This is a genomic window from Aurantiacibacter spongiae, from assembly GCF_003815535.1.
GTDB classification, from domain to species: Bacteria; Pseudomonadota; Alphaproteobacteria; order Sphingomonadales; family Sphingomonadaceae; genus Alteraurantiacibacter; species Alteraurantiacibacter spongiae.
In genome coordinates this window covers 1,869,642-1,893,558 of sequence record NZ_RPFZ01000001.1, presented here as the reverse complement: position 1 = coordinate 1,893,558, position 23,917 = coordinate 1,869,642, and the positions used below count along the sequence as shown (strand labels likewise).

Sequence of the window (23,917 nt, the reverse complement as noted above, 5' to 3'; positions counted from 1 at the left end):
TTAGGTGGATCGGTTTTGTTTATCGGGGGTGTTACCGACACCGTATCTTTCTATCTTGTCATAGAGGTTCTGACGACTCACCCCCAGCATCTCTGCCGCCGCGGCCCGGTTGTTGCCGGTAAGGTCGAGGGCGCGCTCGATCGCGGTCTTCTCGATCGCGTCGGTCGTCTGCCGCACTATCGCCTTCAGCGGCATCCTGCCGACGCGGTCCTGAACGTCCAGATCGGGTGGCCCGGGTCCGCCGCGCCCGTCGCCGTCCGCCGTCATCGGGCGGCGCGGCCGGATGAGGAAGCAGAAGCGCTCGTCATCCTCCAGCATGGTGCATGCCCCGTCGACGTCGACCTCGATCGGGTCGCCTGAACGCGAGGCGAGCGCGCTGAGGAAATTGTGAAACGACCCGTGATCGCGCAGTTCCGCGGCCATGATCGCCGTATCGAGGCCGCGCGTTCCCAGTATCTCGTCGAGCACGTGGCCGACCAGCGCCGATGGCGTGCCGAGTCCGACCAGCGAGGCCAGCGCCTCGTTCGATCGCTGAATGACGAGATCTCGGTCAGTGAAAACGGCGCCGTAGGGCAGCTTGGCCAGAAGATCGAAAGCGAACTTGTCCTGCTCGCGCGTGCGGTGGACCGCACCCTGGGTCAGGAAATGGACGAGAATGTGCCAGCCCGGCCCGGACTGGAACGGCGAAGCCCGGACGAGCGAACTCGCGCCGTTCTTCAACGTGATGCGCGCTTCCACGGCCCGCCCGCCGCCGCGAATTTTCTCCAGTCCGGTTCCGAACTCGTCCTGATCGGCGTCGGCCACGAAATCGAGCAGCGGCCGGCCTTGCAGCTTGCGCGCATCGCCGCCCAGTATGCCCGCCGCCTCGTCCGACAGTTCCTCGATCCGGTTCATCGGCCCTTCGACCGTCAGCACGGCGATGTCGAGCAGGTTGAGCAGCGACTTGTAGCGCTTGTCGGCGTCGCGCAGCCGCGAGAAGGTCAGTTCGAGCTTGCGCTGGGCGTCGGCGAAGCGGCGTTGCGCCTTGACCAGCTGGGCATCCTCCCGGCCGGCCAGAAGGACGAGGTTGTCCTGCAGGCAGAGCGACCGGAAGGCGACCGGGATGTCAGGCCCGTCCTCGACGGCGAAATTGATCTGTCGCCACTTCTCGGAAGCGTTGCCGAGCATGAGGTCGCGAACCTTGCCCTGCGATTCGCGGGTTACGAGTTCATAGATCGGCCGCCCCGCGTCGTTCCCGTCCATCTGCGAGAGAACGCGGGCCAGATCGGGGTTGCCGTTGGCAAAATCCAGGATCGCACCGGTCCGCGAGTCGCAAACCAGGGCGACATCCGAAACCATCGCCAGCAAACGCCCGAAAAAGTCCGCACTTTCGCGCCCGAGCAGTTCGATGGGGGACTGAAAGTCGCGCAATTTCGCCATCGCCTCAGACGGGGCGCAGTCGGTCGCCTGTGCAAAGGCGGGGCGAGGAAGGCGTTTCCACACCGAGTTTGTCGAGCCATGTCAGCATATCGTCCGCCGTCGTAGCCACGAGATCGCAGGCGACAACCGCGCGGGAGCAGTCGGGTGTGGAGAAAGCCGGACCGCCCACCGCGATGTTGAGCACGCGCGGGCTGCAGCGCTGGCGCAATAGCCGCACCACCGACGCGATCCGGTCGATGGCCTCGGCATGGCCGGCCGAAATGCCGATGGCCAGCGGCCTGCGGTCGAAGGCGTGCTCCACAAGATCGCGCTCGCCCTCGGCTACATGAACCTGCCAGCCCACGTACCGCAGACGATAGGCAAGCAGGCAGAGGCCGAACCCGTGCTGTTCGCCCGGGGCGACCATCAGCGCGACAGTGCCGCGCTCGATCCCGGCCGCGCGCGGGCCGGCCGCGAAACCGAACGTCTCGGGCGCTTCTTCCAATCGCATGAGCAGGTTCGTCAGCAGGTGCGTGGCAAGCGTGACGGCAACGAAATCGACATCGTCCTCGAGCCACATTTCGCCGAGCAGGCGGGCCGTGCCAGCCAGCAGGTTTTCTGCAAGGCGCGTCGGATCCGAACAGATACAGGCAGTCTTGCGCACGATATCGGCATGCGCCGTTTCGTCATGCGGCGAGGCGAGGATCGCGTCGCGGAGCGCGTCCACCAGTTCGGGCCAGCAATCGCCCTGCGGCTCGTCCATGGCGCGAAGGCGCGGGGCCATCGAGACGGCGGGTTCGAAAGCTGCCATGTCACCCCTCCCGATTGCGGGCGCGTTGCCGACGCCGGCGGGAGCCGATCGCCGAACCGCGTGAAGACTTTCGGGCTGTGACGCCATCCGACCGCTCCCGATGAATGGATACCTCTTGCGCAGTTGAGTCAAACAATATCGCCAACACGCGATCTGTCAAACTTTTTGGGCGTCCATTTGATTTGACATTGTTTCGACGCGGTAGCATGTTGCCGCCTCGATTCAGACAGGAGGCCGCATTCGTGCAGCTGTACTCGCCAGCCGAACGACAGCGCCGGAATCAGTCGGGCTGGACGCTGGTACAGGGGATTCTGGCGCCGCTTCAGTTTCTGGCCTTCGCGGTCAGTCTCGCTCTGGTGTTGTTCTACCTCGCCACCGGGCAGGGATACGCCTTGGCGACAGGGTCGATCGTCCTCAAGACGGGGTTGCTCTACGCGATCATGCTCACGGGTTCGTTCTGGGAGAAGGCGGTCTTCGGGCGCTGGCTGTTCGCGCCGGCGTTCTTCTGGGAAGACATTGTCAGCATGGTCGTGCTGGCGCTGCACACCGCCTATCTGCTGGCATTGACTAACGGCTGGCTGGGGCGTGACGCCCTGATGCTGCTCGCGCTTGCGGCTTATGCCTCCTACCTCGTCAACGCCGGGCAATTCCTCGTGAAGTTCCGCACGGCGCGCAGGCAATCCGCGTCCCGGGCGGTGCCTGCGTGACCGCCCCCTCCCCCGTCATCCGCGACCCCGGTCAGCGCGCTGTGTTCTGCGGCCTGACCGGCATTGTCTGGCTGCACCGCAAGATCGAGGACGCGTTCTTCCTCGTCGTCGGCTCGCGCACCTGCGCGCATCTGATCCAGTCCGCGGCGGGCGTGATGATCTTCGCGGAGCCGCGCTTTGCCACCGCCATCCTCGAAGAGCGCGACCTTGCTGGCATGGCCGACGCCCAGGAAGAGATCGACCGGGTGGTCGCCCGTCTGATCGAGCGCCGGCCCGACATCCGCCTGCTGTTTCTCGTCGGATCGTGCCCGTCCGAGGTGATCAAGCTCGATCTCGCCAAGGCGGCGGAGCGCCTGTCGCGCGCCCATGCCGGGCGTACGCGCGTGCTGTCCTGGTCGGGAAGCGGGATCGAGACGACTTTCACGCAAGGCGAGGACGCGTGCCTCGCGAGCCTCGTGCCCGAACTCCCGGCGCCACTCGCCGGAGCATCGCCCGACCTGCTCGTCGTCGGCGCGCTGGCGGATGTGGTCGAGGACCAGTTCGCCCGGCTGTTCGACCAGCTCGGCATCCCGGCACGCTTTCTGCCGAGCCGCCGCGCAGCGCTCGAAACGCCCGTTGGCGCGAACACGCGCGTCCTGCTGGCGCAACCCTTTCTTTCGGACACGCTCACCGCGCTGGAGCGGCGCGGGGCGCGGCACATTCCCGCCCCCTTCCCGCTCGGCGCGGAAGGGACGACTGCCTGGATCAGGGCCGCCGCAAGGGCCTTCGGCATCGCTTCAGAGGTGGTGGACGGGGCGATCGAACTGCCCCGCGCGCGGGCGCACAAGGCGCTTGCCCGGCAACGGACACGCATCGGCGGTCAGCGCGTCGCCTTCTTCCCCGATTCGCAGCTGGAGCCATCGCTGGCTCGCTTCCTGAAAGAGGAACTGAACGCGCAGATCGTGGAGATCGGTACGCCGTATTGCGACCGCCGGATACTCGGTCCGGAATTGCAGCGGCTCGATGGCCTGCCCATTCACGAGGGCAACGATGTCAACCGGCAGCTGGACCGCGTACGCGCCGCCCGGCCCGACCTCACCGTCTGCGGACTGGGCCTGGCCAATCCGCTGGAGGCGGAGGGGCTTTCGACCAAATGGGCGATCGAACTCGTCTTCTCGCCCATCCAGGGGTTCGAGCAGGCGGGCGACCTGGCTGAACTTTTCGCCCGGCCACTGGCCCGGCGCGACAGGCTGGCGGTCTGATGGAGCTGGCGACCTGGACCTACGAGGGGCCGCCCCATGTCGGCGCGATGCGGATCGTCACCGCCATGCGCGATACGCACATGGTCCTGCACGCCCCGCAGGGCGATACCTATGCCGACCTGCTGTTCACGATGATCGAACGGCGGGACCGGCGCCCGCCCGTCACCTACACCACCTTCCGCGCCGCCGATCTGGGCAGCGATACGGCCGACCTGCTCAAGACCTCCGCTCGCGAGGCGGGGGAACGCTTCGCTCCGCAAGTGCTGCTGGTGGCGGCCAGCTGTACGGCCGAACTGCTGCAGGACGATCCGGGCGGGCTCGCCAGGTCGCTCGGCCTGGGCGTGCCGGTCGTTCCCCTCGACCTGCCGGCCTATCAGAAGAAAGAGGACTGGGGCGCCGCGGAAACCTTCTACCGTCTGGTGCGCGGCCTCCACCGCCCCGTCCCGGCGGAGCAGCGGCAGAGGGCCAGCTGCAACATCCTCGGACCATGCGCGCTCGGCTTTCGCCATCGCGACGATATCGCGGAGGTTCGCGCGCTGCTTGGGGCAATGGGGATCGCGATCAATGTCGTCGCCCCCGATGACGCATCGCCCGCCGATCTCACCCGGCTCGGCGAGGCGGGTTTCAACGTCGTCCTCTATCCCGAAATCGCCGGGACCGCCGCCGACTGGCTCGCCCGTACCCATCGCCAGCCGCGCACGCATGGCGTGCCGATCGGCGTAGGCGCCACGCGCGACTTCATTCGCGAGGTCGCGGATCTCGCCGGGGTGGACCCGGCCCCCGCAATGGCGCTGGAACGACGCGACTGCCGCCTGCCGTGGTATTCGCGCTCGGTCGACAGCACCTATCTGACGGGCAAACGGGTCTTCGTATTCGGCGATGCCACCCACGCCATCGCCGCGGCGCGGGTCGGGACCGAGGAATTCGGCTTCGAGCTTGCGGGGCTCGGCACCTACAGCCGGACGTTCGCGCGTGACGTTCGCAAGGCTGCGGATGGCTACGGTCTCGAAGCCCTGATCAGCGACGACCATCTGGAAGTCGAGGCCGCGATTGCCGCGGCCTGTCCGGAACTCGTGCTCGGCACGCAGATGGAGCGCCACATCGCCAAGCGGCTCGGCATCGGTTGCGCGGTCATCTCGGCCCCGGCGCATGTGCAGGACTACCCGGCCCGCCGCGCGCCGCAGATGGGGTTCGAGGGCGCCAACGTGCTGTGGGACAGCTGGGTCCACCCGCTCGTCATGGGTCTTGAGGAACACCTGCTCGCCATGTTTCGCGGCGATGCGGAATTCCACGACGAAGCCGGTGCCTCCCATCTTGGCGTGCACGCGACGATCCCGGTCGCGGCCAACGAGGACGCCAGCTCGACGGGCGGTCCGGTCTGGGACTTTCAGGCCGAGGCCGAACTGAAGAAGATCCCCTTCTTCGTGCGAGGCAAGGCCCGCCGCAATACCGAGGCGTTCGCCGCCGAGCGCGGATCGGCGACGATCACGCTCGACACGCTTTACGAGGCAAAGGCGCATTATGGGCGGTAGCGCACCTCTTCGCATGGTCGTGCTGACGCTGGACGCGCACCTCAGCCACGCGCTCGAACAGGCGGCGGACCGTGTGCGCGCCGACCTGCCCGGGTTTCGCCTGGACATTTTCGTCGCCTCGCACTGGGCCGACGGTGAAAACCGCGCCGCGGCCGCCCGGCGGGCGATAGCCAGGGCCGATATCGTCGTCACCCACATGCTCTTCATGGAAGAGCACTTCATGCCGGTGATCGACGCCCTTGCCGCCCGGCGGCCTGCCTGCGCGGCCATGGTCGGCTGCCTTTCGGCGGGCCCGGTCGTGGAGCTGACGCGGCTCGGCCGCTTCAGTGCCGCCCCGGGGGAATCCAGGGGACCGATGGCCTGGCTCAAGCGGCTGAAAGGCAAGCCCGCCGCCGGCAACAGCGCGACCGCGGGCGAACGGCAGATGCGAATGCTGCGCCGACTGCCGCGCATCCTGAAGCTGATCCCCGGCACGGCGCAGGATTTGCGAGCCTACCTGTTGACGCTCGGCTATCTGCTGGCCGGATCGACGGCCAACATGGAAGGCCTGATCCGCCATCTCGCCTCGCGCTACGGCGAGTGCGACCTTTCCGAGCCGCCCCTGCCGGTCGAATACCCGGAAACCGGCCTGTATCACCCGGGGATGACGGGGGCGATAGGCACGCAGGCGGGCGAACTCCCGACGACGCGGGCAGCGAAGGGGCGCGTCGGGCTGCTGCTGATGCGCTCCTACGTCCTGTCGGGCGATGCCGGACATTACGACGGCGTGATCGCGGCGATGGAGGCCGAGGGCCTTGACGTGGTGCCCGCCTTCGCCGCCGGGCTCGACGCCAGGCCTGCGATCGAGCGGTTCTTCTGCGATGCGGGCGGGGCCGCAAGTGTGGATGCGGTCGTCTCCCTTACGGGCTTCTCGCTTGTCGGCGGCCCTGCCTACAATGACAGCGACGCCGCAGTCGATTTGTTGAAGCGGCTCGACGTTCCCTACTTTGCAGCGCAGGTGAGCGAGTTCCAGACGCTTCCCGAATGGCGCGATTCCGCCCGCGGAATGACCCCGGTCGAAACGATCATGGGGCTGGCCCTGCCCGAACTCGACGGGGCGATCGCACCGGTCCTTGTCGGGGGCCGCGGGGGCGAGGGCGGGCGGATGGAAGCCGACGCGGAGCGTGCCGGGATGCTCGCCCGCCGGGTCGCCAGGATGATCGCGCTGCGCCGCACCCCGCGGTCCGAACGGCGGCTGGCGATCACGGTGTTCTCCTATCCGCCGAATGCCGGGGCGGTCGGCACCGCGGCGTTCCTGTCGGTGTTCGAATCCCTGTGGAACGTGCTCGCCGGTCTCGAGCGGCAAGGCTACGAGGTCGATCTGCCCGCCGACCCCGCCGCGCTGGAGGACGCCATACTCGGCGGCAACTCCGTGCAGTTCGGCACCCCGGCCAACGTCTTCGCCCGCATCCCGGCCGCAGATCACATCGCCCGCGAACGCCATCTCGACGAGATCGAGGCGCAGTGGGGGCCGGCCCCCGGCCGCGAACAGTCCGACGGGAACGCCATTCTCCTGCTGGGCGCGCGGCTGGGCAACGTGCTCGTCGCAGTGCAGCCGAGCATGGGGTACGAAGGCGATCCGATGCGGCTGCTGTTCGAGGGCAGCTTTGCGCCGACCCACGCCTTCGCGGCGCATTACCGCTACATCGCGGAAGACTTCGCGGCGCACGAACTGCTGCATTTCGGCACGCACGGGGCGCTCGAATTCATGCCGGGCAAGCAGGCCGGACTGACGGGCGATTGCTGGCCGGAAAGGCTGATCGGCGACCTGCCGCATTATTACCTTTATGCCGGCAACAACCCGTCCGAAGCCAGCATCGCCAAGCGTCGAAGCGCGGCGGTAACGCTGAGCCACATGACCCCGCCGCTGGGCGAGGCCGGCCTCTACAATGACTGGCGCGACGCGAAGACGACGCTCGCGCGCTGGTACGACGATCCGAGCGAGGCGCTTGCCGCCACGCTGCAGGCGCAGGGTGCCGCACTCGACCTGTGCGATCCCGCGCCGCGATGGACCGACGCAAACGCCGAAGTGGCCAGGCTCGCCGCGCTCATCGAGGAGATGGAAGCGACGCTGGTGCCGCATGGCCTGCACGTCGTCGGCCGGCCGATGGCGCGCGAGGCTGCCGAGGATCTCGCTGCGATCATGGCCGAGGCCAACGGCGCGCCGGTGCAGAAGATGGCAACCGCCCTCATCGCCAACCCGGAACTCGACAATATCCTCGCCGCACTGGACGGTGGATACGTCCCCCCCGTCGCCGGCGGCGACGTGCTGAGCGATCCCGCCATGCTGCCCACGGGCCGCAACATTCACGGCTTCGACCCCTTCCGCCTGCCCGCAGCCCACGCCAGTGCGGAGGGAGCGGCGCAGGCCGAACTGCTGCTCGCGCGGTCGCTCGAAGATACCGGCACGCTGCCGGAAAGCATCGGCATGGTCCTGTGGGGTACCGATACGCTCAAGTCGGGCGGCGTGCCGGTCGCACAGGTGTTGAGCCTGATGGGCGCGAAGGCACGCTTCGACGGCTTCGGTCGGCTGGCGGGTGCCCAACTCATTCCCCTCGCGGAACTGGGCCGTCCACGCGTGGATGCGGTGGTAACGCTATCGGGTATTTTCCGCGATTTGCTGCCCCTGCAGACCCGTCTCATCGCCGAGGCCGCCTGGCTTGCCTCGCAAGTGGAAGAGCCCCTCGATCAGAATTTCGTCCGCAAGCATACGCTGGCGCGGATCGCCGCCGGGGCGGACCCGGAAGAGGCGGCGCTGCGGGTTTTCTCGAATGCCGAGGGCGCCTACGGCGCGAACGTCAACCACATGGTCGAGAACGGCCTGTGGGAAGGCGGGGACGAGCTGGGGCAGGCGTTCTGCACGCGCAAGGGCTTCGCCTATGGTCGCGACGGAAAGGCGCGCGGCCAGAGCGAATTACTCGCGAGCCTGCTGGCCGATGTCGCCTGCACCTACCAGAACTTGGAATCCGCCGAACTGGGCGTCACCACCATCGACCATTACTTCGACAGCCTGGGCGGGATGGCGCAGGCTGCATCGCGTAGCCGCGAGGCCACCGTGCCAGCCTATGTCGGGGACCGTACCGGCCGCGGCGCCAAGGTGCGCTCAATGGCCGAACAGGTGGCGCTCGAGACGCGCACACGCGCGCTCAACCCCGGCTGGTACGAGCCGATGCTCGAACATGGTCGCGAAGGGGTGATCCACATCGAGGCCTCGATAACCAATACGTTCGGCTGGTCGGCCACCACCGGCCAGGTGGACGAGTGGGTGTATCGCCAGCTCAGCGAGACGTTCGTCCTCGACGAGGACATGCGCCAGCGTCTCTCGGCGCTCAACCCGACCGCTTCGGCCCGCATGGCGAACCGCCTGCTCGAGGCGAGTGATCGCCAGTTCTGGACGCCCAGCGCCGAAACTCTCGCCGCGCTCGAAGCGGCGGGCGACGAACTCAACGACCGGATGGAAGGCATCGCCGCATGACCCTCGACATACTCGACAGGCACGCACCCGAGGACGGCGAAGGCTCGGTCCAGGTGCAGCTCGATCCCGATCTGCATATCGACAGCGCGCAGGTCTTCGCGATCTACGGCAAGGGCGGCATCGGCAAGTCGACAACCAGTTCCAACCTTTCGGTCGCCTTCAGCAAACTGGGCAAGCGCGTGCTGCAGATCGGCTGCGACCCCAAGCACGACAGCACCTTCACCCTCACCAAGCAGCTGTGCCCCACCATCATCGACGTGCTGGAAGAGGTGAATTTCCACTCCGAGGAATTGCGGCCCGAGGACTACGTGTTCGAAGGGTATAACGGCGTCATGTGCGTGGAAGCGGGCGGACCGCCGGCAGGCACGGGCTGTGGCGGATACGTCGTCGGGCAGACCGTCAAGCTGCTGAAGGAGCATCACCTGCTCGAGGATACCGACATCGTCATCTTCGACGTGCTGGGCGATGTCGTGTGCGGCGGTTTCGCGGCGCCCCTGCAACATGCCGACCGGGCCATGATCGTTACCGCCAACGATTTCGACAGCATCTTCGCGATGAACCGCATCGTCGCCGCCATCCGCGCGAAGGCGAAGAACTACGATGTCCGGCTCGCGGGGGTCATCGCCAACCGTTCCGCCGGCACCGACGAGATAGACCGGTTCAACGCCGCGACCGGACTGACCCGGCTGGCGCATTTCCCCGATCTCGATGCAATCCGTCGCAGCCGACTGAAGAAGCGCACGATCTTCGAGATGGACGACGAGCCGGAAATTCTTGCCGTGCAGCAGGAATATCTGCGCCTGGCAGAACAGCTCGTGGCCGGGGTCGACATTGTCGAGCCGCAGCCCATGCGCGACCGCGACCTGTTCGACTTCCTTGGCTTCGATTGAGGGAAAGGCCGATGCAAACCGCAACATATGAAGCCCGCAGGGAAAGCCTGACCACCTATTTCGACCGCACCGCGGCCGATGCCTGGGAAGCGCTTACCTCCGATGCGCCGGTCGGCCGCATCCGCGCCACCGTACGCGCGGGCCGCGACAGGATGCGCGATCTGCTGCTCTCGCGTCTGCCGGCGGACCTCGTCGGCACCCGGCTTCTCGACGCCGGATGCGGAACGGGAGCATTGTCGATCGAGGCGGCCCGCCGCGGAGCCGACGTAACCGGCGTCGACGTATCGGGCCGGATGGTCGCCATCGCCCGGCGCCGGGCGACAAGCGAGCTGGGACCGGAGCGGATTGCCTTTTCGAGTGGCGACATGCTCGATCCCGCCCTCGGCCGGTTCGATCACGTGGTGCTGATGGATTCGCTTATCCATTACGACAGGCGCGACATCGTCGGCGCGCTCGCCGGACTGGCCGAGCGAACCGAAAGGTCCATTCTCTTCACCATCGCGCCCGGCACGCCGCTGCTGACGGCGATGCACTCGGTCGGCCAGCTGTTCCCGCGCGGCAACCGCTCCCCCGCGCTCTCTCCGATCGCGCCCGCCCGCCTCGAACAGACGATCGCTTCCGATGGCGTGTTGTCCGGATGGACGCTGAGTTTCAGTGAGCGGATCAAGAGCGGCTTCTACACCAGTCAGGCCATGGAACTGACCCGCCAATGAGCGCGGAGTTGCCCCTTGCCCTCCGGCTCTGGCGCAAGGCGCCGCTGGACCTGCTGCCCTTCGCGGATGCCGCGCGAGGCCTGCCCGCCGGACGGCTGGCGCGCCTCGCACTGGTGCAGGTGAGCGTCGGGCTGGGGCTGGTACTGCTCAACGGCACGCTGAATCGCGTGATGATCGTGGAGATCGGCGTTCCTGCCTGGCAGGTTGCGCTGTTCATCGCGCTACCGCTGCTGCTGGCCCCGCTGCGGGCAGTCTTCGGCCTCAAATCCGATCAGCATCGCTCGGTCCTGGGCTGGCGAAGAGTGCCTTATATCTGGTTCGGCAGCCTGACCCTGTTCGGCGGTCTTGCCCTGACACCCATGTCGATCACGCTGCTGACCGGGGACGGCGCGCAGGCACTCGCCGGGCGGGCCGGCGTGCTCGTCAGCTTCTTCCTCATCGGCATGGGCACGCATGTCACGCAGACCGCCGGACTGGCACTTGCGTGCGATCTCGCCCCGCAGGAGCAGCGCCCCCGGGTCGTCGCCCTGCTCTATGTCGTGCTGCTGTTGGCGATGGCGTCCGGCTCGCTGATCTTCGGCGCGACGTTGCACCAGTTTTCCTACGGCGCGCTGTTCGCGACCGTTGGCTACACCGCCATTCTCGCATTCGCGCTCAACGTGGTCGCCTTGTGGAAGCAGGAACGCCGGGGAGCGATCGCGGCGGACGAACCGCGCCTTTCCCTGCGCGAGGCATGGCGCGGCTTCGATCGCGGCGGACGGGCACGGCGCCTGCTGGTGGCCGTCATGCTCGTGACGGCCGGCTTCAACATGCAGGACGTGCTGCTCGAACCCTATGGCGGCGAAGTGCTCGGACTGACCGTCGGGGCGACGACTTCGCTGACCGCGATCTGGGCGCTGGGAACGCTCGGCGGTTTCGCCCTGGCCGCGCGCGGCATGAGCCGCGGAACCGATTCCTGTCTGCTGGCCGCGCGCGGCGTGCTGATCGGCATACCGGCCTTCAGCCTGGTTATCTTCGCCGGTCCTTTCGCCAGCGTCGCGATGTTCATCGCCGGCGTGGCGGGGATCGGCCTGGGCGGAGGTATCGCCAGCGTTTCCCTGCTGGCGGCGGCCACTGCCCTCGCCGAAACCGAGCGGTTCGGTTTTGCCATGGGCGTCTGGGGTGCGGCCCAGGCACTGGCGGTCGGCCTCGCGGTCGGCTTCGGCGGCGCAATTCGCGATGCGGCCGATGCCGCTTTCGACCTCGGCGGTCGCCTCGATGCCACATACGGCTTTGTCTACCATGTCGAGATAGCGTTGCTGTTCGCCGCACTCGTGGCGCTCGGCCCGCTGGCTTCGCGGGTACGGCGAGGGCCGGCGCGCCTGGCGATTCAGGAGTTTCCCGCATGATCTGGAGGCGGATATGACACAGGGTTTGGAAGCACGTGGCGCATTCACGGCCGGGGGGTATTTCAGCGGATTCGATCTGCCGTTGCTGCTCGTCATCCTGTTCTTCGTGTTCTTCCTCTGCCTCGTCTATTACCTCCGGCGGGAGGACAAGCGCGAGGGGTATCCGCTTGTCGCCAATCCCCGCGACCGGGAGCGTCCGCGTGTTTCCATAGAGGGGTTCCCGGCCGTCCCGCCGCCCAAGCGCTTCATCCAGCCGCACGGTCGTCCCGACGTCTACGTACCCCGAAACGATTCGCCGCGGCAGATTTCGGGCGAGTTCGTCGGCGGCATCGGCGGACCGTTCGTGCCCGCCGGCGACCCTCTGCTGGCCGGGGTCGGTGCGGGAGCGTGGCAGGAACGCATCGACGAACCGGATCTGAGCTTCGACGGCAAGCCGGTCATCCGGCCGATGCGGTGGGGCAACGACTTCCGCGTGGCCAGGCTCGACATGGACCCCCGGGGGCTGCCGCTTGTCGGGCTGGATCACACGGTAGCGGGCGAGGTTGTCGATATCTGGTTCGATCGCTCCGAACATCACGGGCGCTTTCTCGAAGTGCAACTGGCCAGCGATATCGCTTCGCAGCGCACGGTGGACGATCCGCGGTACATCCGGGCCGACGACGAGGACCGCCAGGGCCGCGAACCGGTCGCCGCGGTGGTGACGCGCGAACACATCGAGACGCCCACGGCCGTGGTCGAGACGGTCGAGGTCGACGTCCTTTACGCCGGAACGGACAACGGCAGCCGCAACCCGGCCGACCACGTCCTCGACGATGACGAAATGCGCGACGATGACCGGAACGACGACGGATCTGTCGATCCGGCGGGCTCGGGCGAAGGCAATCAGGCCGGTGTTCAGGAAGCGATCCGCGAAGGGCACGATCCGAGCGAATCCAAGGGTGGCGACGAATACCGCGAAGAGCGGCTTACTCCGCCACCCTCGGGTCGCATCCTCGTGCCGATGGAATTCGTCGCGATCGATACCCGCAACCGACGGGTGCGCACTGCCGCGCTGACCGGTGCGCAGCTTGCCAACGTTCCGGGCCGCAAGTCCGATACCATGATAACGGCCCTCGAGGAGCAACTGGTGCGCGCCTATTACGGCGGGGGGCTGCGCTTCGCCACGCCGCAGCGCGCGGAGCCGCTGCTGTGAACGGACTGAGCGAAGCCGAACGGCGTGCCGGGCTCGATCGGCCGCTGCCCGCGGGCGAGCGCATCCTGTGGCAGGGTGCCCCGTCGGCCCGCGCGCTCGGCCCCGTGGTGTTCCGGTTTCGGCTGGTGGCGGTCTATCTCGTGCTCCTGGTCGCGCTGGCGACGGCCATGATGCGCGATGGCGGCTGGCCGATGGGACCGGCGCTCGCGCTGGGGCTGCTGGCGATCCCTCTGGGCCTGATCGGTCTCGGTATCCTCTGGCTGCTCGGCGCGATGATGGCGCGCACGGCCTGCTACACGCTTACCAACCGGCGGGTGATCCTCCACATCGGCGTCGCGCTCGACCGGACGATCTCAATCCCGCTATCGGCAATCACCGATGCCAGCATCCGACCGCGCTCGAAAATCGGGCTGGGCGACATCGCCTTCACGGTCAAGGACACGGGCGGCCTCAACTATCTCAATCTGTGGCCCCATGCGCGCGCCTTCCATTTCATGCCTCCGCGTCCGAGCCTGCGTTCCCTGCCCGATGCGCCAGCCGCGTGCGAGGCGATCGGAGAGGCCCTGGTGGCCTTCAACACGGCGCCGCGCGCAATCGCCCCCCATGTTGCGACCCCAGAGCGTGAACCGCTGCGCGAACTGGCGGAGGCACAGGCATGAACGCGCAGTTTCCGCCCCTGCCGCAGGAGGCCGAACCGGCTCCACACGATCACGACCAGATCATGGTGCCGCGCGAAGTCGTGATCCTCGTCGCCGGTTTCCTCCTGCTGTCGCTGGCGCTTATCGCCGGTTCGCGGCTGACGGGGATCGGGGAAACCCGCGAAGGCCCGCTCGCCGTGCGGGAGACAGCCTTGTTCACGGTGACGGGCGCCGGCAGGATCGGTGACGATCCGGTCCCCGCCCTCGTCGCCACCACCGAAGGGGGCGAACGCATAGAACTGGCCGGAAAGGGCGAAGAACTGTTCCCGCGCCTGATCGTGCGCGGTATCCTGACGATGCGCGCCCGGCGCGCGATCCCCGCCGACAGGCCCATCGCGCTCGACGTCTCGCAGGACGGCCAGCGCGTCCTGCTCGATCCCGAAACCGGCCAGATATTCCGTCTCGCCGCCTTCGGTCCTGAAAACGGCCATTCCTTCGATGCCCTGCTGAAGGAGCCGGAACAGTGAGCCGGAGCTTCACCATCGGTTGCACGGTCCAGGTGGAAAACCACTTCGATGCACTCGGCGCCCATGTCACGCTCGATGGCGATGTGGCCCTTGCGCCCGGTGATCGCGTACTCGTCCACGGACCGCCCATCACCGTGCCCTTTGGCGAAAGCCTGACCGAGCGCCGCGATGCCACCGTGCGCCGCGCCGGACCCCTGCGCGCCTTCTGGGCGAGGCGCGTGCGGCAGTGGGAATTGCACGAGCTTTACGAAGTCGGCTTCGAGGGAAGGAACGCATGACCCGTCAATCTGCCCCGGATCCTGCCGATAGCAATCACACCACGCGCATGGCGCAGGTCAACACGCTGCTCAATCCGCGCTTCTACACCACCGATTTCGACGCTCTCGACGCGATGAGTGTGGAGGCGGTGCGCGGCGAATGGGATGCGCTGATCGACGAGCTGGCCGAGGACGGCAACAAGCGGCACTTCAAGCGCGAGAACGGGATCGCCGACTGGAACGCGCAGCCGCTGGACGAACTGCCGGCGAAGCTGGCCGAGGAACTGGTCGACTTCCTCGTCAGCTCCCTCACCGCGGAGTTTTCCGGCTGCGTCCTTTATGCCGAGATGAAACGACGCGGCTCCAATCCCGATATCTGCGCGCTGTTCCGCTACATGGCCCGCGACGAAAGCCGCCATGCGGGCTTCATAAACGATGCGCTCAAGGATTACGGCCTCGGCATCAACCTGGGCTTTCTGACGCGGGAGAAACAGTACACCTTCTTCCAGCCGAAATTCATCTTCTACGCGACCTACCTGTCCGAAAAGATCGGCTATGCGCGCTACATCACCATCTACCGCCATCTGCAACGCCACCCCGAACGCTGCTTCCACCCGATCTTCAACTGGTTCGAGCAGTGGTGCAGCGACGAATTCCGGCATGGTGAGGCATTCGCCTTGCTGATGCGCGCCGATCCCAAGCTGACGAGCGGCTTGAATGCGCGCTGGATGCGTTTCTTCCAGATCGCCGTCTATGCGACGATGTACATTCGCGACCACAAGCGGCCGGCTTTCTTCGATGCCATCGGGATCGGGCCGAAGGAATACGCCCATAAGGTATTCGCGATTACCAACGAAGTGTCGAAGCAGGTCTTCCCCTCGCTTCCCGATCTTGGCGACGACCGATTCTGGACCCGGCTCGAAAAGCTGCGGCTGAGGAGCGAGGCTATCGACGCGGCGAAGGCTGCAGGCGGTCTGGCGAGGGCGAAGATCCTGTTGCTGGCCGCTCGCGCCGCCGCGCAATTCGCCGCGCTGTATTTCGCGCGCCCGCTCGCCAACACGCCCCCGGCCGCCAGCCGCCTGCAACCGGCCTGGTAAGGAGATGCCTCGACCATGACCATCGCCATCGCTCTCGTCGCCGCGCTCGTCCTGTGGTGGGCCTCTACGGTCCTCATCATCTATCTCGACGGGCTCAGGCCGTGGACCTTCAAGTACAGCTTCGCCGGGGCGACGCTGGTGATGGCTGCGAGCCTGTGGGGCCTGCACGAGACCGCGTCCGATACCTCGCTGACCGGAGCCTATCTCGCGTTCGTCGCCGGCCTGCTCGCCTGGGGCTGGCAGGAGGTGAGCTTCTACATGGGCATCGTCACGGGTCCGCGGAAAGCCGCCTGCCCCGAAGGATGCGGCGGGTGGAAGCACTTCGGCCACGCCATCCAGACGAGCCTTTGGCATGAACTGGCGATCATCGCGTCGGCCGTGGCGGTGGTGGCGCTGACCTGGGGGCAGCCCAACCAGTTCGGCACCTGGACCTTCATGATCTTGTGGTGGATGCACCAATCCGCCAAGCTCAACGTGTTTCTGGGCGTGCGCAACCTCAACGAGGAATTTCTTCCCGAACACCTGACCTTCCTCAAGGGCTTCCTCAACAAGCGGGCGATGAACCTGCTGTTCCCGTTTTCCATTACCATCTCGACCGTCATTACCGTCGTGGTCGCGCAGGCCGCCTTCGCCGACGGGGCGAGCGCTTTCGAGCAGGCGGGTTACAGCTTTCTGACCGCGATGATGGCGCTCGCGATCCTGGAGCACTGGATGCTGGTGCTGCCCATGCCGACCGCCGCCTTGTGGTCCGCCGGCCTGAAGTCCCGCGGAGAGATCCGCCCCTTCGTGGCGGAAATCGTCGTCGGCTTCCTTGGGGCGGGCAAGACGACATTCCTCCAGCGCCTGCTTGCCGAAGCCGACCCGGCGGAAAAGACCGTGGTGCTGGTCAACGATTTCGGCGAACTGGGGATCGATGCCGGGCTCGTATCGGGCGGAGATGCCGAAGTGGTGGAACTGCCCAATGGCTGCATCTGCTGTTCGCTGCGCGGTGATGTCACCGACAGGTTGCGCACCGTCCTTGCCGACATGCAGCCCGACCGCGTTTTGATCGAGCCATCGGGTGTCGCCGACGTGGGCGCCCTGCTTGGCGTTCTGGAAACCCCGGAAATCAAGCCTCATCTGCGCGAGACACGGCTGTGGACCGTGATCGATGCCGCCGCCTTCGTCGCAGACTATGCGCGGCTGCATGACTACTTCGCCGTGCAGGCGCGACTGGCACCGGTGTTCATCGTCAACAAGACCGATCTGGTCGATGGCGAGGAGCTGGCGACCGTGCTCGATACGCTCGCCTCGCTCAATCCACGGGCGGAGACGGTGCTTGCGCGTCACGCCCAGCCCATCGGCCACGAACGGACTGTCGTTCCGGTACTCGGGGATCGACCCGAACCGCACGTTCACGGCAGTGACAGCGACGATCGGGCGGGACACCATCACCACGGACCCGATGCGCTCGGCTTCGAAAGCGCGAGCCTCGCGCTAGACGGGTCTCTCTCCTCGGCGCAGTTGCGATCACTCCTGGCGCGGCTCGTGGACGGCGAGTTCGGACGGATCGCGCGCGCCAAGGGTATCGCACGCGACGGAGACGGCTGGCTCAAGTTCGACATCGCCGGCGGCCGGGCTTCGGTCACCGCGCATATCCCGCGCGACGAGGATACCGCCCGGGTAATGCTCATCGGCAGCGATCTCGATCGCGAGGGGCTGGCCACGGCCTTCGCCGAACCGGCAGCGGGATTGCGCCTGGTGGCGACGGCATGAATTCGGGAGAAAACGCTATGGATTTCGACACGCTCTTCGACGCGCAACTCAACGAACTGCGGGAGGCCGGAAACTATCGCTATTTCGCCGATCTGGAGAGAGAGGCCGGCAATTTCCCGCATGCCGTTCATCGCGGAGGAGAGATGGCGCGCGACGTCACCGTCTGGTGTTCGAACGACTATCTCGGACAGGGGCAGAACCCGGTCGTGCTGGAGGCCATGCAGGCCGCGCTGGCTCGCTACGGCGCGGGCGCGGGCGGCACACGCAACATTTCCGGGACGACGCACGCGCACATCGAGCTCGAGCGCGAACTCGCCGACTGGCACGGCAAGGAAGCTGCGTTGCTGTTCAGTTCGGGCTACGTTTCCAACTGGGCGACGCTTTCCACGCTTGGCGCGCGATTGCCGGGGTCGGTGATCCTGTCCGATGCGATGAACCATGCCTCGATGATCGAGGGCGTGCGTCATTCGCGCGCAGAAAAGGTGATCTGGCAACACAACGATCCCGAGGATCTGGACCGACACCTCTCCGCGCTTGACCCCGCACGCCCCAGGATCGTGGCCTTCGAAAGCGTCTATTCGATGGATGGCGATATCGCCCCCATCGCGGAAATCTGCGAGGTCGCCGAGCGCCATGGGGCCATGACCTATCTCGACGAGGTTCACGCGGTCGGTCTCTACGGTCCGCGCGGAGGCGGGGTTGCCGAGGAGCGCGGCCTCATGGACCGGGTGACGGTCATAGAAGGCACCCTGGGCAAGGCAGTCGGCGTGATGGGCGGCTACATCGCGGCATCGGCGAGCCTGGTCGACTTCATCCGCAGTTTCGCCAGCGGCTTCATCTTCACGACCGCACTTCCGCCCGTGCTGGCTGCGGGGGCGACCGCGAGTATCCGCTATCTCAAGCACAGCAACGAAGAGCGTCTGTCGCAGCGCGCCCAGGTCGCCTATCTTCGCCGCAAGCTCGATCTGGCGGGCATTCCGCACATGGCGAACGAGAGCCACATCGTTCCGGTGATGATCGGCGATGCGGAAAAATGCCGGCGCCTGTCGGACTGGCTGCTCGACCATCACGGCATCTACGTGCAGCCCATCAATTACCCCACCGTTCCACGCGGCACCGAGCGGTTGCGCTTCACCCCCTCCCCCTATCACACCCATGCCCATATCGATGCGCTGGTCGATGCGCTGAGCGAACTGTGGAGCCAGTGCGCGCTGTCCCGGGTTTCGGTCGCGGCATGACGGAGCGCCGCCCCGCTGGCGGGACGAACCCGGCCAACGGGGCGGACGAGGTCATGCCTCCGACGAGTCAGGCGAATTCGGACGGGAGCAGGAGCACTCGCTACGTGCTGGGCGGATTGCGGGTGGTCCAGCGGGCGTTCCTGGCGCTCGTCGCGCTGATGACTATCCTCGCGGCCTATCAGCTGATCGTCCAGATGACCCATACGGGCGTCGTGGTGCTGGCCGACATACTGCTCATGTTCCTGTTCGCCGAAGTGATCGCCATGACGGCCGTATTCTACAACGAAGGGCAAGCGACCTTCATCTATCCGATCTTCATCGCCATCACCGCCCTCGCCCGGCTGGTCGTCCTGCAAAGCAAGGACATGGCCCCGGAAAACATCGTGTTCGAAACCTCGGCGATCCTTCTTCTGGCACTGGCCGCGCTGCTGCTCAGGCGTTCGGGTATCCTGCATTCAGAATGATCGACAGGGCTTGCGCGAACCATCGCGCGTCGAAATCGTTCAAGGACCATGGTTTCTACTGACAGTCTGCGCGGCAGCTACCCGGCCACGCTTGCCATCGCCCTTTTCGCCCTCATTCCCTACTTGCTGGTCAGCAGCGCGGGGTCGTTGCTCGAGGGCCAGATCCAACACGATCTTGAAGCGAGCCGCGCGGCGCTGGGCTGGGCAGGATCGCTTTCCACGGCCGGATATGCGTTCGGTGCGCTGTTTGCAGGCGACCTCGTGCAACGCCACCCGCGCAGACGTCTCCTGCCCCTGCTGGCGCTGGCGACGTGCGCGGGGTGGCTATGCGCCGCCATCGCGCAGGGTCCGGTGGCCTACGTCGCAGGCCACGTTCTCGCAGGTTTGACCACTGGCATGCTGCTCGTCGTCTCTCTCCCTCCCGTGATCACTGGATTTTCGGAAAAGGTCACGATCAGCGCCGGTTTCATCAGCCTCGGTCTGTTCGGCGCGATCGCTGCCGGTCCGATGGTAGGTGGGCTGGTCGCGGCAGGCCCGGGATGGCGCGGGTTTCATCTCGCGCTGGCCGCCATCGCGCTTTCGGTTGCCGGTTTCAGTCGCGTGGTACTTCGCGACAACGATCCTCCCAATCCGGAACTACCGCGCGATTACGGCGCGCTTGTCCTGGCATTCCTGGGAACGGTCCTGCCGTTTTCCGCCGTGGCTCTGCTGGCGGGACGAAGCTTCGGATCGGCGTGGTTCCTGGTTCCTCTCGGAATCGGCCTCGCGTGCTTTGCAGGAATCTTTCTCTATGAAGAAAGGCGGCAGACGCCGCTCGTACCCATCCACAAGACCATCCACACCTTGCCGATCATAGGTACGCTTATCGCCGCTTTCGCCGGCGGTGTGTTTCTCTCGCTTCTCGAGCTGAGCGTCGGCCGGACGATGCAGCTTTGGCAGTTCACACCGCTCAAAACCGGTCTCACCTTCTCGCCCCTGCTGCTGGGTGCAGCGCTTGCCGCACTGATCCTGGCCCGACTTTTCCGGTCCCGATACCTTCCGGTGCTGATCCTGGTCGGTCTGGTCATGATGATCGGTTCGGGAATAATGCTCATCGCCCTGGCCTCTTCCTCCCCGTGGCCGTGGCTCAGCCTAGCGCTCACTTTGCTGGGATTCGGCGCAGGCGCTACGGTGAGCCCGGCGTTGTTTCTCGCGGCTTTCTCGCTGCGCTCCTCCCTGCTGCCCCGCGTCTTCGCTTTTATCGAGCTCGTCCGTTCGGTCGGCGATTTCCTCATGGGTCCGATCCTGCGCCAGTACGCCGCAACGCTTGCGGCCCCCGAACCGCTTACGGATCATGCGGTCGCATTGAGCATGGCGATCGCTCTGGCCGTCGGCGTGATCGGCACGATCGTGTGCACCGTGCTGTTTCGCGCGGCCTTCCGGCGCCTGCCCGTGCCACAAGTCGATACCTGGCTGGAGGAGGAGGATGCAGTGGCGATCCAGTCCCCGGATATCTTCCCCGATCACCGCCAATAGCCAGCACACGCCGGCCCTGGCGGCGGGAGCGGCAGTTCAACGCCGTCAGTCGCGAGCCACCTGCCGCGGTCCGACACGGGGATGGCGTGCGAGTATGGGAATATGCGGATTGTATCTGGCCACCGAATTGGCCGGTGCCGGCACGCCGTCTCCGACAAGGGCCGGATAATAGACATCGTTCATGCCACCCGCCGGTTCCCGCCGCCCATTGTGGCAGCTGCCGCAATTGATCTTTGCAGCATCGCCCAGCGGCCCCAGAAGATCGCTCGAGACAAGGGGCGTCAGGCGATCGAACACCTGCTGATTCAGCGCCAGCGTCATCTTGATGCCGGAATACCCCATCAAACGGTTCGGAGGGCTTTGCGACCAGTCTGCCGCATACCGGCTCTGATGGCAGAAGGTACAATTGACGCCCAAAGCCTGCGACATCTGCATCATCATGATATAGACGTCTTCCCCGTCTTCGAGATTGTGCTGGACCGGTTCGTCCCCCGACACCAGGGCGGTGTTCGCCTGGACGTAGCGCGCTGGCTGCCCTTCGAGCAGGTATTTCTCGTAAGGGCCTTCCGGGAAGAAACCGCGAATGGTCCGGGCGCGCGTGTCCCACGGGGCGGGCTTGCCGGCCAGTCCGCCCAGTGGCGGCTCCGGCTCGGGCTGGCGATGCCAGAGATACTCCGGCACGTTCTCGTCCTGGTGGCAGGTGAAGCAGGTGACGCCGCGAGAGCCGACGTGGTTCGTCCACCCGGAATTCACGGCGCGCGTCATTTGCAGCATCTGCCGCGCGACCTCTTTGCGTGGATAGTCCGCCGCGTAATTCTCGGTCTGTCCGCCGTGGCAGTATCCGCAGCCCTCCTCCGGGGCGACCCACGCGGTGAGCGCGACCATCGTGCGGTCGAACTCGTCGCGCGACAGACCGCCCAGAACGTGCAGGTTGCTGTAACCCGAAGCCGCCCCGCCACCTGACGTCATGCTGGCAGGTAGTATTTCCGGCTGACGCGGGGGATTGTTCTCGGCGGTCTCATCGAGATAGAGACCCATTGCCGAGGAATCCGGGCCGGTCTGCGTCGTGGCCACATTGGTCGGCACCGTCCACGGCGGGACGAGGACGGCGAAGGCGAGAACCGCCAGAGCAAGGGCGAACAGGACCGAACCGTAGCGCATCATCCTTGCTCCGCTGGAATGGACGTCAGGACGGGATCGACGGGAACGGGCGTCGCGTCGTAGGGATACTGGTAGGCCGGCACGAGGCCATGCTTCATTCCCCACAGATACCAGTTGTCGACCACCGTGCCGGTGAGCAGCACGCCGATGCCGCCGGTGATGACCGTCAGCACCGCGAACCACCAGGCCCACCGGTGAATACTCTCGAAGGTGGCGTTGAAGCCCATCGTCCAGCGCCAGAACAGCGCGCTGCGTTCCGCCGCCGTGCCGCGATCGACGATTTCGCGTCCCTCGCGCTCCGCACCATAGCGGGCAGTCGCCAGGATCGTGCCGCCGTGCATCGCGAACAGCATGGTCGAGCCATACAGGAAGACGATGGAGAGCATGTGGAATGGGTTGTAGTACCAGTTGCCGTAAACGACCGAGACGGTCGCGGTCCAGTTGAGGTGCGGTATGATCCCGAAAGGCGGCGCTTCGCTGAAATCACCCATCAGGACGGGCCGGATGATGCCGATCGACAGGAACAGGAAGATCGCGCAGCCGAATGCCAGCGCGACATGCACACCCATGCCGAGCGCGCGCGATCGACGATAGAGCCGCACCCACCACAGGCACACCGACACGGTCAGGCAGAAACCGGCGATGAGCCACCAGCCGCCATCGAGCAGCGGCGGAAACAGTTTCAGGCCGTTTTCGGCAGATGGAGGACTGACCGAATCCCAGATGATGCCTTTCAGGAAGCGGATCGGGTTCCAGCCATTGGCCGCGGCGAAATTGAGGCCGATGATCTCGAATGCGGCAAAGCCGAACAGCAGGGAGAATATTCCCGACCAGCCGAGATAGAACGGTCCGACTTGCGGATCTCCGAGCTTGCCGAGCCAGTAGGAGAAGAAATGCTTTTCTATGCGCGGGATGTCATCGCCTTCGAGATGCGGCTCGCGCGCCACGGGTCCGCGAACCTGCAGCTGGCTGTAGAAACTTTCGTAGTAGGAGTATTGGAAAGCCATCGCTCAGCCCCTCAGCCGTAGAAGCCCATGCCGTTCCAGATCGGCAGTTGCAGGTACCAGTCGAAGAAGTACGGCCAGCCCAGGATCATGAACGGCCCGCTGACGATCATGCACAGGGCACTGAAAAAACCGGCGCTCAATGCCAGCAGGTAACCCGCCCGGTGAATGCCGATTTCACCCACCGAATAGAAGATCGCATCGCGCGCCCAGGCGTTCTCGTGCTCGGCGAACTTCACTTCCTTGCCCTTGCCCGGATTGACTGCGGACAGGACCAGTCCCCCGTGCATTGCGAGAAACATGGTCGCCGCGAAGAAACAGGTCACGGCGATCAGGTGAAACGGATTGTAGTGGAAGTGGTAAAACTGGTAGCCGACGTTCGAAACCCAGTCGAGATGCGCGATGATGCCATAGGGAAAGCCGTGCCACCACGCGCCGAGCATCATCGGCCGTATGACGACCAGGGAGACATAGGCGAATACGGCGAAGGAAAAACCGATCGGGACATGGTAGCCCATTCCCAGTTTCCGGCAGATCTCCACCTCGCGCAGAACCCAGGAAACGAACGCCCCGATCGCGCACAGGGTGATAAGCTGCCACAACCCGCCCTCTCGGAGCGGGGCGACGCCGAGACCGTATTTTAGAGCGGGCGGAGAGATGGTAATCTGCCAGATCGTGTCGGCATGGCCGATACTGGCACCGTAGAAAATGAGCAGCGTTCCGAGCAGCGCGCAGAAGATCGCGGTCACCCCGAAGAATCCGACATAGAAGGGGCCGGCCCAGAAATCGAACAGGTCGCCGCCTACCAGCGTACCGCCGCGCACCCTGTATTTCGGTTCGAAACTGAGCATGCTCATGGTCTGCGCCACCTTCGT

21 protein-coding genes are annotated in these 23,917 nt (G+C 65.9%); 16 read left to right on the top strand and 5 right to left on the bottom strand.

Annotated features, from left to right (window positions below; all coding sequences use genetic code 11):
• Together EG799_RS09230 and EG799_RS09225 are read right to left on the bottom strand one after the other, a co-directional pair.
• The gene (locus tag EG799_RS09230; protein ID WP_123880531.1) at positions 1–1,419 is read right to left on the bottom strand and encodes a helix-turn-helix domain-containing protein; all 1,419 of its coding nucleotides are present in this window, start codon (positions 1,417–1,419) and stop codon (positions 1–3) included.
• A gap of 4 nt (positions 1,420–1,423) precedes the next feature.
• Positions 1,424–2,209, bottom strand: a complete 786-nt coding sequence (locus EG799_RS09225; protein ID WP_123880530.1) for a cobalamin B12-binding domain-containing protein — start codon at positions 2,207–2,209, stop codon at positions 1,424–1,426.
• Positions 2,210–2,451: 242 nt separating this feature from the next.
• Between EG799_RS09225 and bchF the strand changes: the two genes are divergently transcribed.
• The 16 genes from bchF to EG799_RS09145 are packed head-to-tail and all read left to right on the top strand — an operon-like array spanning position 2,452 to position 20,877.
• Entirely contained in the window at positions 2,452–2,916 is a 465-nt protein-coding gene (gene bchF, locus EG799_RS09220) for a 2-vinyl bacteriochlorophyllide hydratase (RefSeq protein WP_234029096.1), read from the top strand.
• A complete protein-coding gene (locus EG799_RS09215) occupies positions 2,913–4,157 on the top strand; it encodes a ferredoxin:protochlorophyllide reductase (ATP-dependent) subunit N (RefSeq protein ID WP_234029095.1) in 1,245 nt (414 codons plus the stop codon). The genes bchF and EG799_RS09215 overlap by 4 nt, the downstream gene beginning before the upstream one ends.
• Complete coding sequence (gene bchB / locus EG799_RS09210; protein WP_123880527.1) at positions 4,157–5,689, top strand: ferredoxin:protochlorophyllide reductase (ATP-dependent) subunit B; 1,533 nt, start codon at positions 4,157–4,159, stop codon at positions 5,687–5,689. Before EG799_RS09215 ends, bchB begins: the two co-directional genes overlap by 1 nt.
• Positions 5,679–9,203, top strand: coding sequence for a cobaltochelatase subunit CobN (locus EG799_RS09205; protein WP_123880526.1), 3,525 nt, complete (start codon positions 5,679–5,681; stop codon positions 9,201–9,203). The genes bchB and EG799_RS09205 overlap by 11 nt, the downstream gene beginning before the upstream one ends.
• On the top strand, positions 9,200–10,093 hold the full coding sequence (gene bchL, locus EG799_RS09200; RefSeq protein ID WP_123880525.1) for a ferredoxin:protochlorophyllide reductase (ATP-dependent) iron-sulfur ATP-binding protein: 894 nt from the start codon (positions 9,200–9,202) through the stop codon (positions 10,091–10,093). Before EG799_RS09205 ends, bchL begins: the two co-directional genes overlap by 4 nt.
• An 11-nt stretch (positions 10,094–10,104) precedes the next feature.
• A complete protein-coding gene (gene bchM / locus EG799_RS09195; protein WP_123880523.1) occupies positions 10,105–10,806 on the top strand; it encodes a magnesium protoporphyrin IX methyltransferase in 702 nt (233 codons plus the stop codon).
• Positions 10,803–12,194 carry an MFS transporter gene (locus EG799_RS09190; protein ID WP_123880521.1) on the top strand — a complete coding sequence of 464 codons (1,392 nt, stop codon included), beginning with the start codon at positions 10,803–10,805 and terminating at the stop codon, positions 12,192–12,194. The genes bchM and EG799_RS09190 overlap by 4 nt, the downstream gene beginning before the upstream one ends.
• 13 nt (positions 12,195–12,207) lie before the next feature.
• Complete coding sequence (gene puhA / locus EG799_RS09185; protein WP_123880519.1) at positions 12,208–13,386, top strand: photosynthetic reaction center subunit H; 1,179 nt, start codon at positions 12,208–12,210, stop codon at positions 13,384–13,386.
• Complete coding sequence (gene puhB / locus EG799_RS09180; RefSeq protein ID WP_123880517.1) at positions 13,383–14,045, top strand: photosynthetic complex putative assembly protein PuhB; 663 nt, start codon at positions 13,383–13,385, stop codon at positions 14,043–14,045. Before puhA ends, puhB begins: the two co-directional genes overlap by 4 nt.
• Positions 14,042–14,551: a photosynthetic complex assembly protein PuhC gene (gene puhC, locus EG799_RS09175; RefSeq protein ID WP_123880515.1), complete on the top strand. Its 510-nt coding sequence runs from the start codon at positions 14,042–14,044 to the stop codon at positions 14,549–14,551. The genes puhB and puhC overlap by 4 nt, the downstream gene beginning before the upstream one ends.
• Positions 14,548–14,829: a hypothetical protein gene (locus EG799_RS09170; RefSeq protein WP_123880513.1), complete on the top strand. Its 282-nt coding sequence runs from the start codon at positions 14,548–14,550 to the stop codon at positions 14,827–14,829. The genes puhC and EG799_RS09170 overlap by 4 nt, the downstream gene beginning before the upstream one ends.
• A complete protein-coding gene (gene acsF, locus EG799_RS09165) occupies positions 14,826–15,905 on the top strand; it encodes a magnesium-protoporphyrin IX monomethyl ester (oxidative) cyclase (RefSeq protein ID WP_123880511.1) in 1,080 nt (359 codons plus the stop codon). Before EG799_RS09170 ends, acsF begins: the two co-directional genes overlap by 4 nt.
• Before the next feature lie 15 nt (positions 15,906–15,920).
• Complete coding sequence (gene puhE, locus EG799_RS09160) at positions 15,921–17,660, top strand: putative photosynthetic complex assembly protein PuhE (RefSeq protein ID WP_123880509.1); 1,740 nt, start codon at positions 15,921–15,923, stop codon at positions 17,658–17,660.
• A gap of 17 nt (positions 17,661–17,677) precedes the next feature.
• Complete coding sequence (gene hemA, locus EG799_RS09155; protein ID WP_123880507.1) at positions 17,678–18,898, top strand: 5-aminolevulinate synthase; 1,221 nt, start codon at positions 17,678–17,680, stop codon at positions 18,896–18,898.
• Positions 18,895–19,362 carry a phosphate-starvation-inducible PsiE family protein gene (locus tag EG799_RS09150; RefSeq protein WP_234029094.1) on the top strand — a complete coding sequence of 156 codons (468 nt, stop codon included), beginning with the start codon at positions 18,895–18,897 and terminating at the stop codon, positions 19,360–19,362. Before hemA ends, EG799_RS09150 begins: the two co-directional genes overlap by 4 nt.
• Before the next feature lie 48 nt (positions 19,363–19,410).
• A complete protein-coding gene (locus EG799_RS09145) occupies positions 19,411–20,877 on the top strand; it encodes an MFS transporter (RefSeq protein ID WP_123880505.1) in 1,467 nt (488 codons plus the stop codon).
• A gap of 45 nt (positions 20,878–20,922) precedes the next feature.
• Here the strand turns inward: EG799_RS09145 and pufC are convergent, their stop codons facing one another.
• The 3 genes from pufC to pufL are packed head-to-tail and all read right to left on the bottom strand — an operon-like array spanning position 20,923 to position 23,899.
• Entirely contained in the window at positions 20,923–22,041 is a 1,119-nt protein-coding gene (gene pufC, locus EG799_RS09140; RefSeq protein ID WP_123880503.1) for a photosynthetic reaction center cytochrome PufC, read from the bottom strand.
• Entirely contained in the window at positions 22,038–23,045 is a 1,008-nt protein-coding gene (gene pufM, locus EG799_RS09135) for a photosynthetic reaction center subunit M (protein WP_123880501.1), read from the bottom strand. Before pufM ends, pufC begins: the two co-directional genes overlap by 4 nt.
• A gap of 11 nt (positions 23,046–23,056) precedes the next feature.
• On the bottom strand, positions 23,057–23,899 hold the full coding sequence (gene pufL / locus EG799_RS09130; protein WP_123880499.1) for a photosynthetic reaction center subunit L: 843 nt from the start codon (positions 23,897–23,899) through the stop codon (positions 23,057–23,059).
• Positions 23,900–23,917 lie beyond the last annotated feature (18 nt).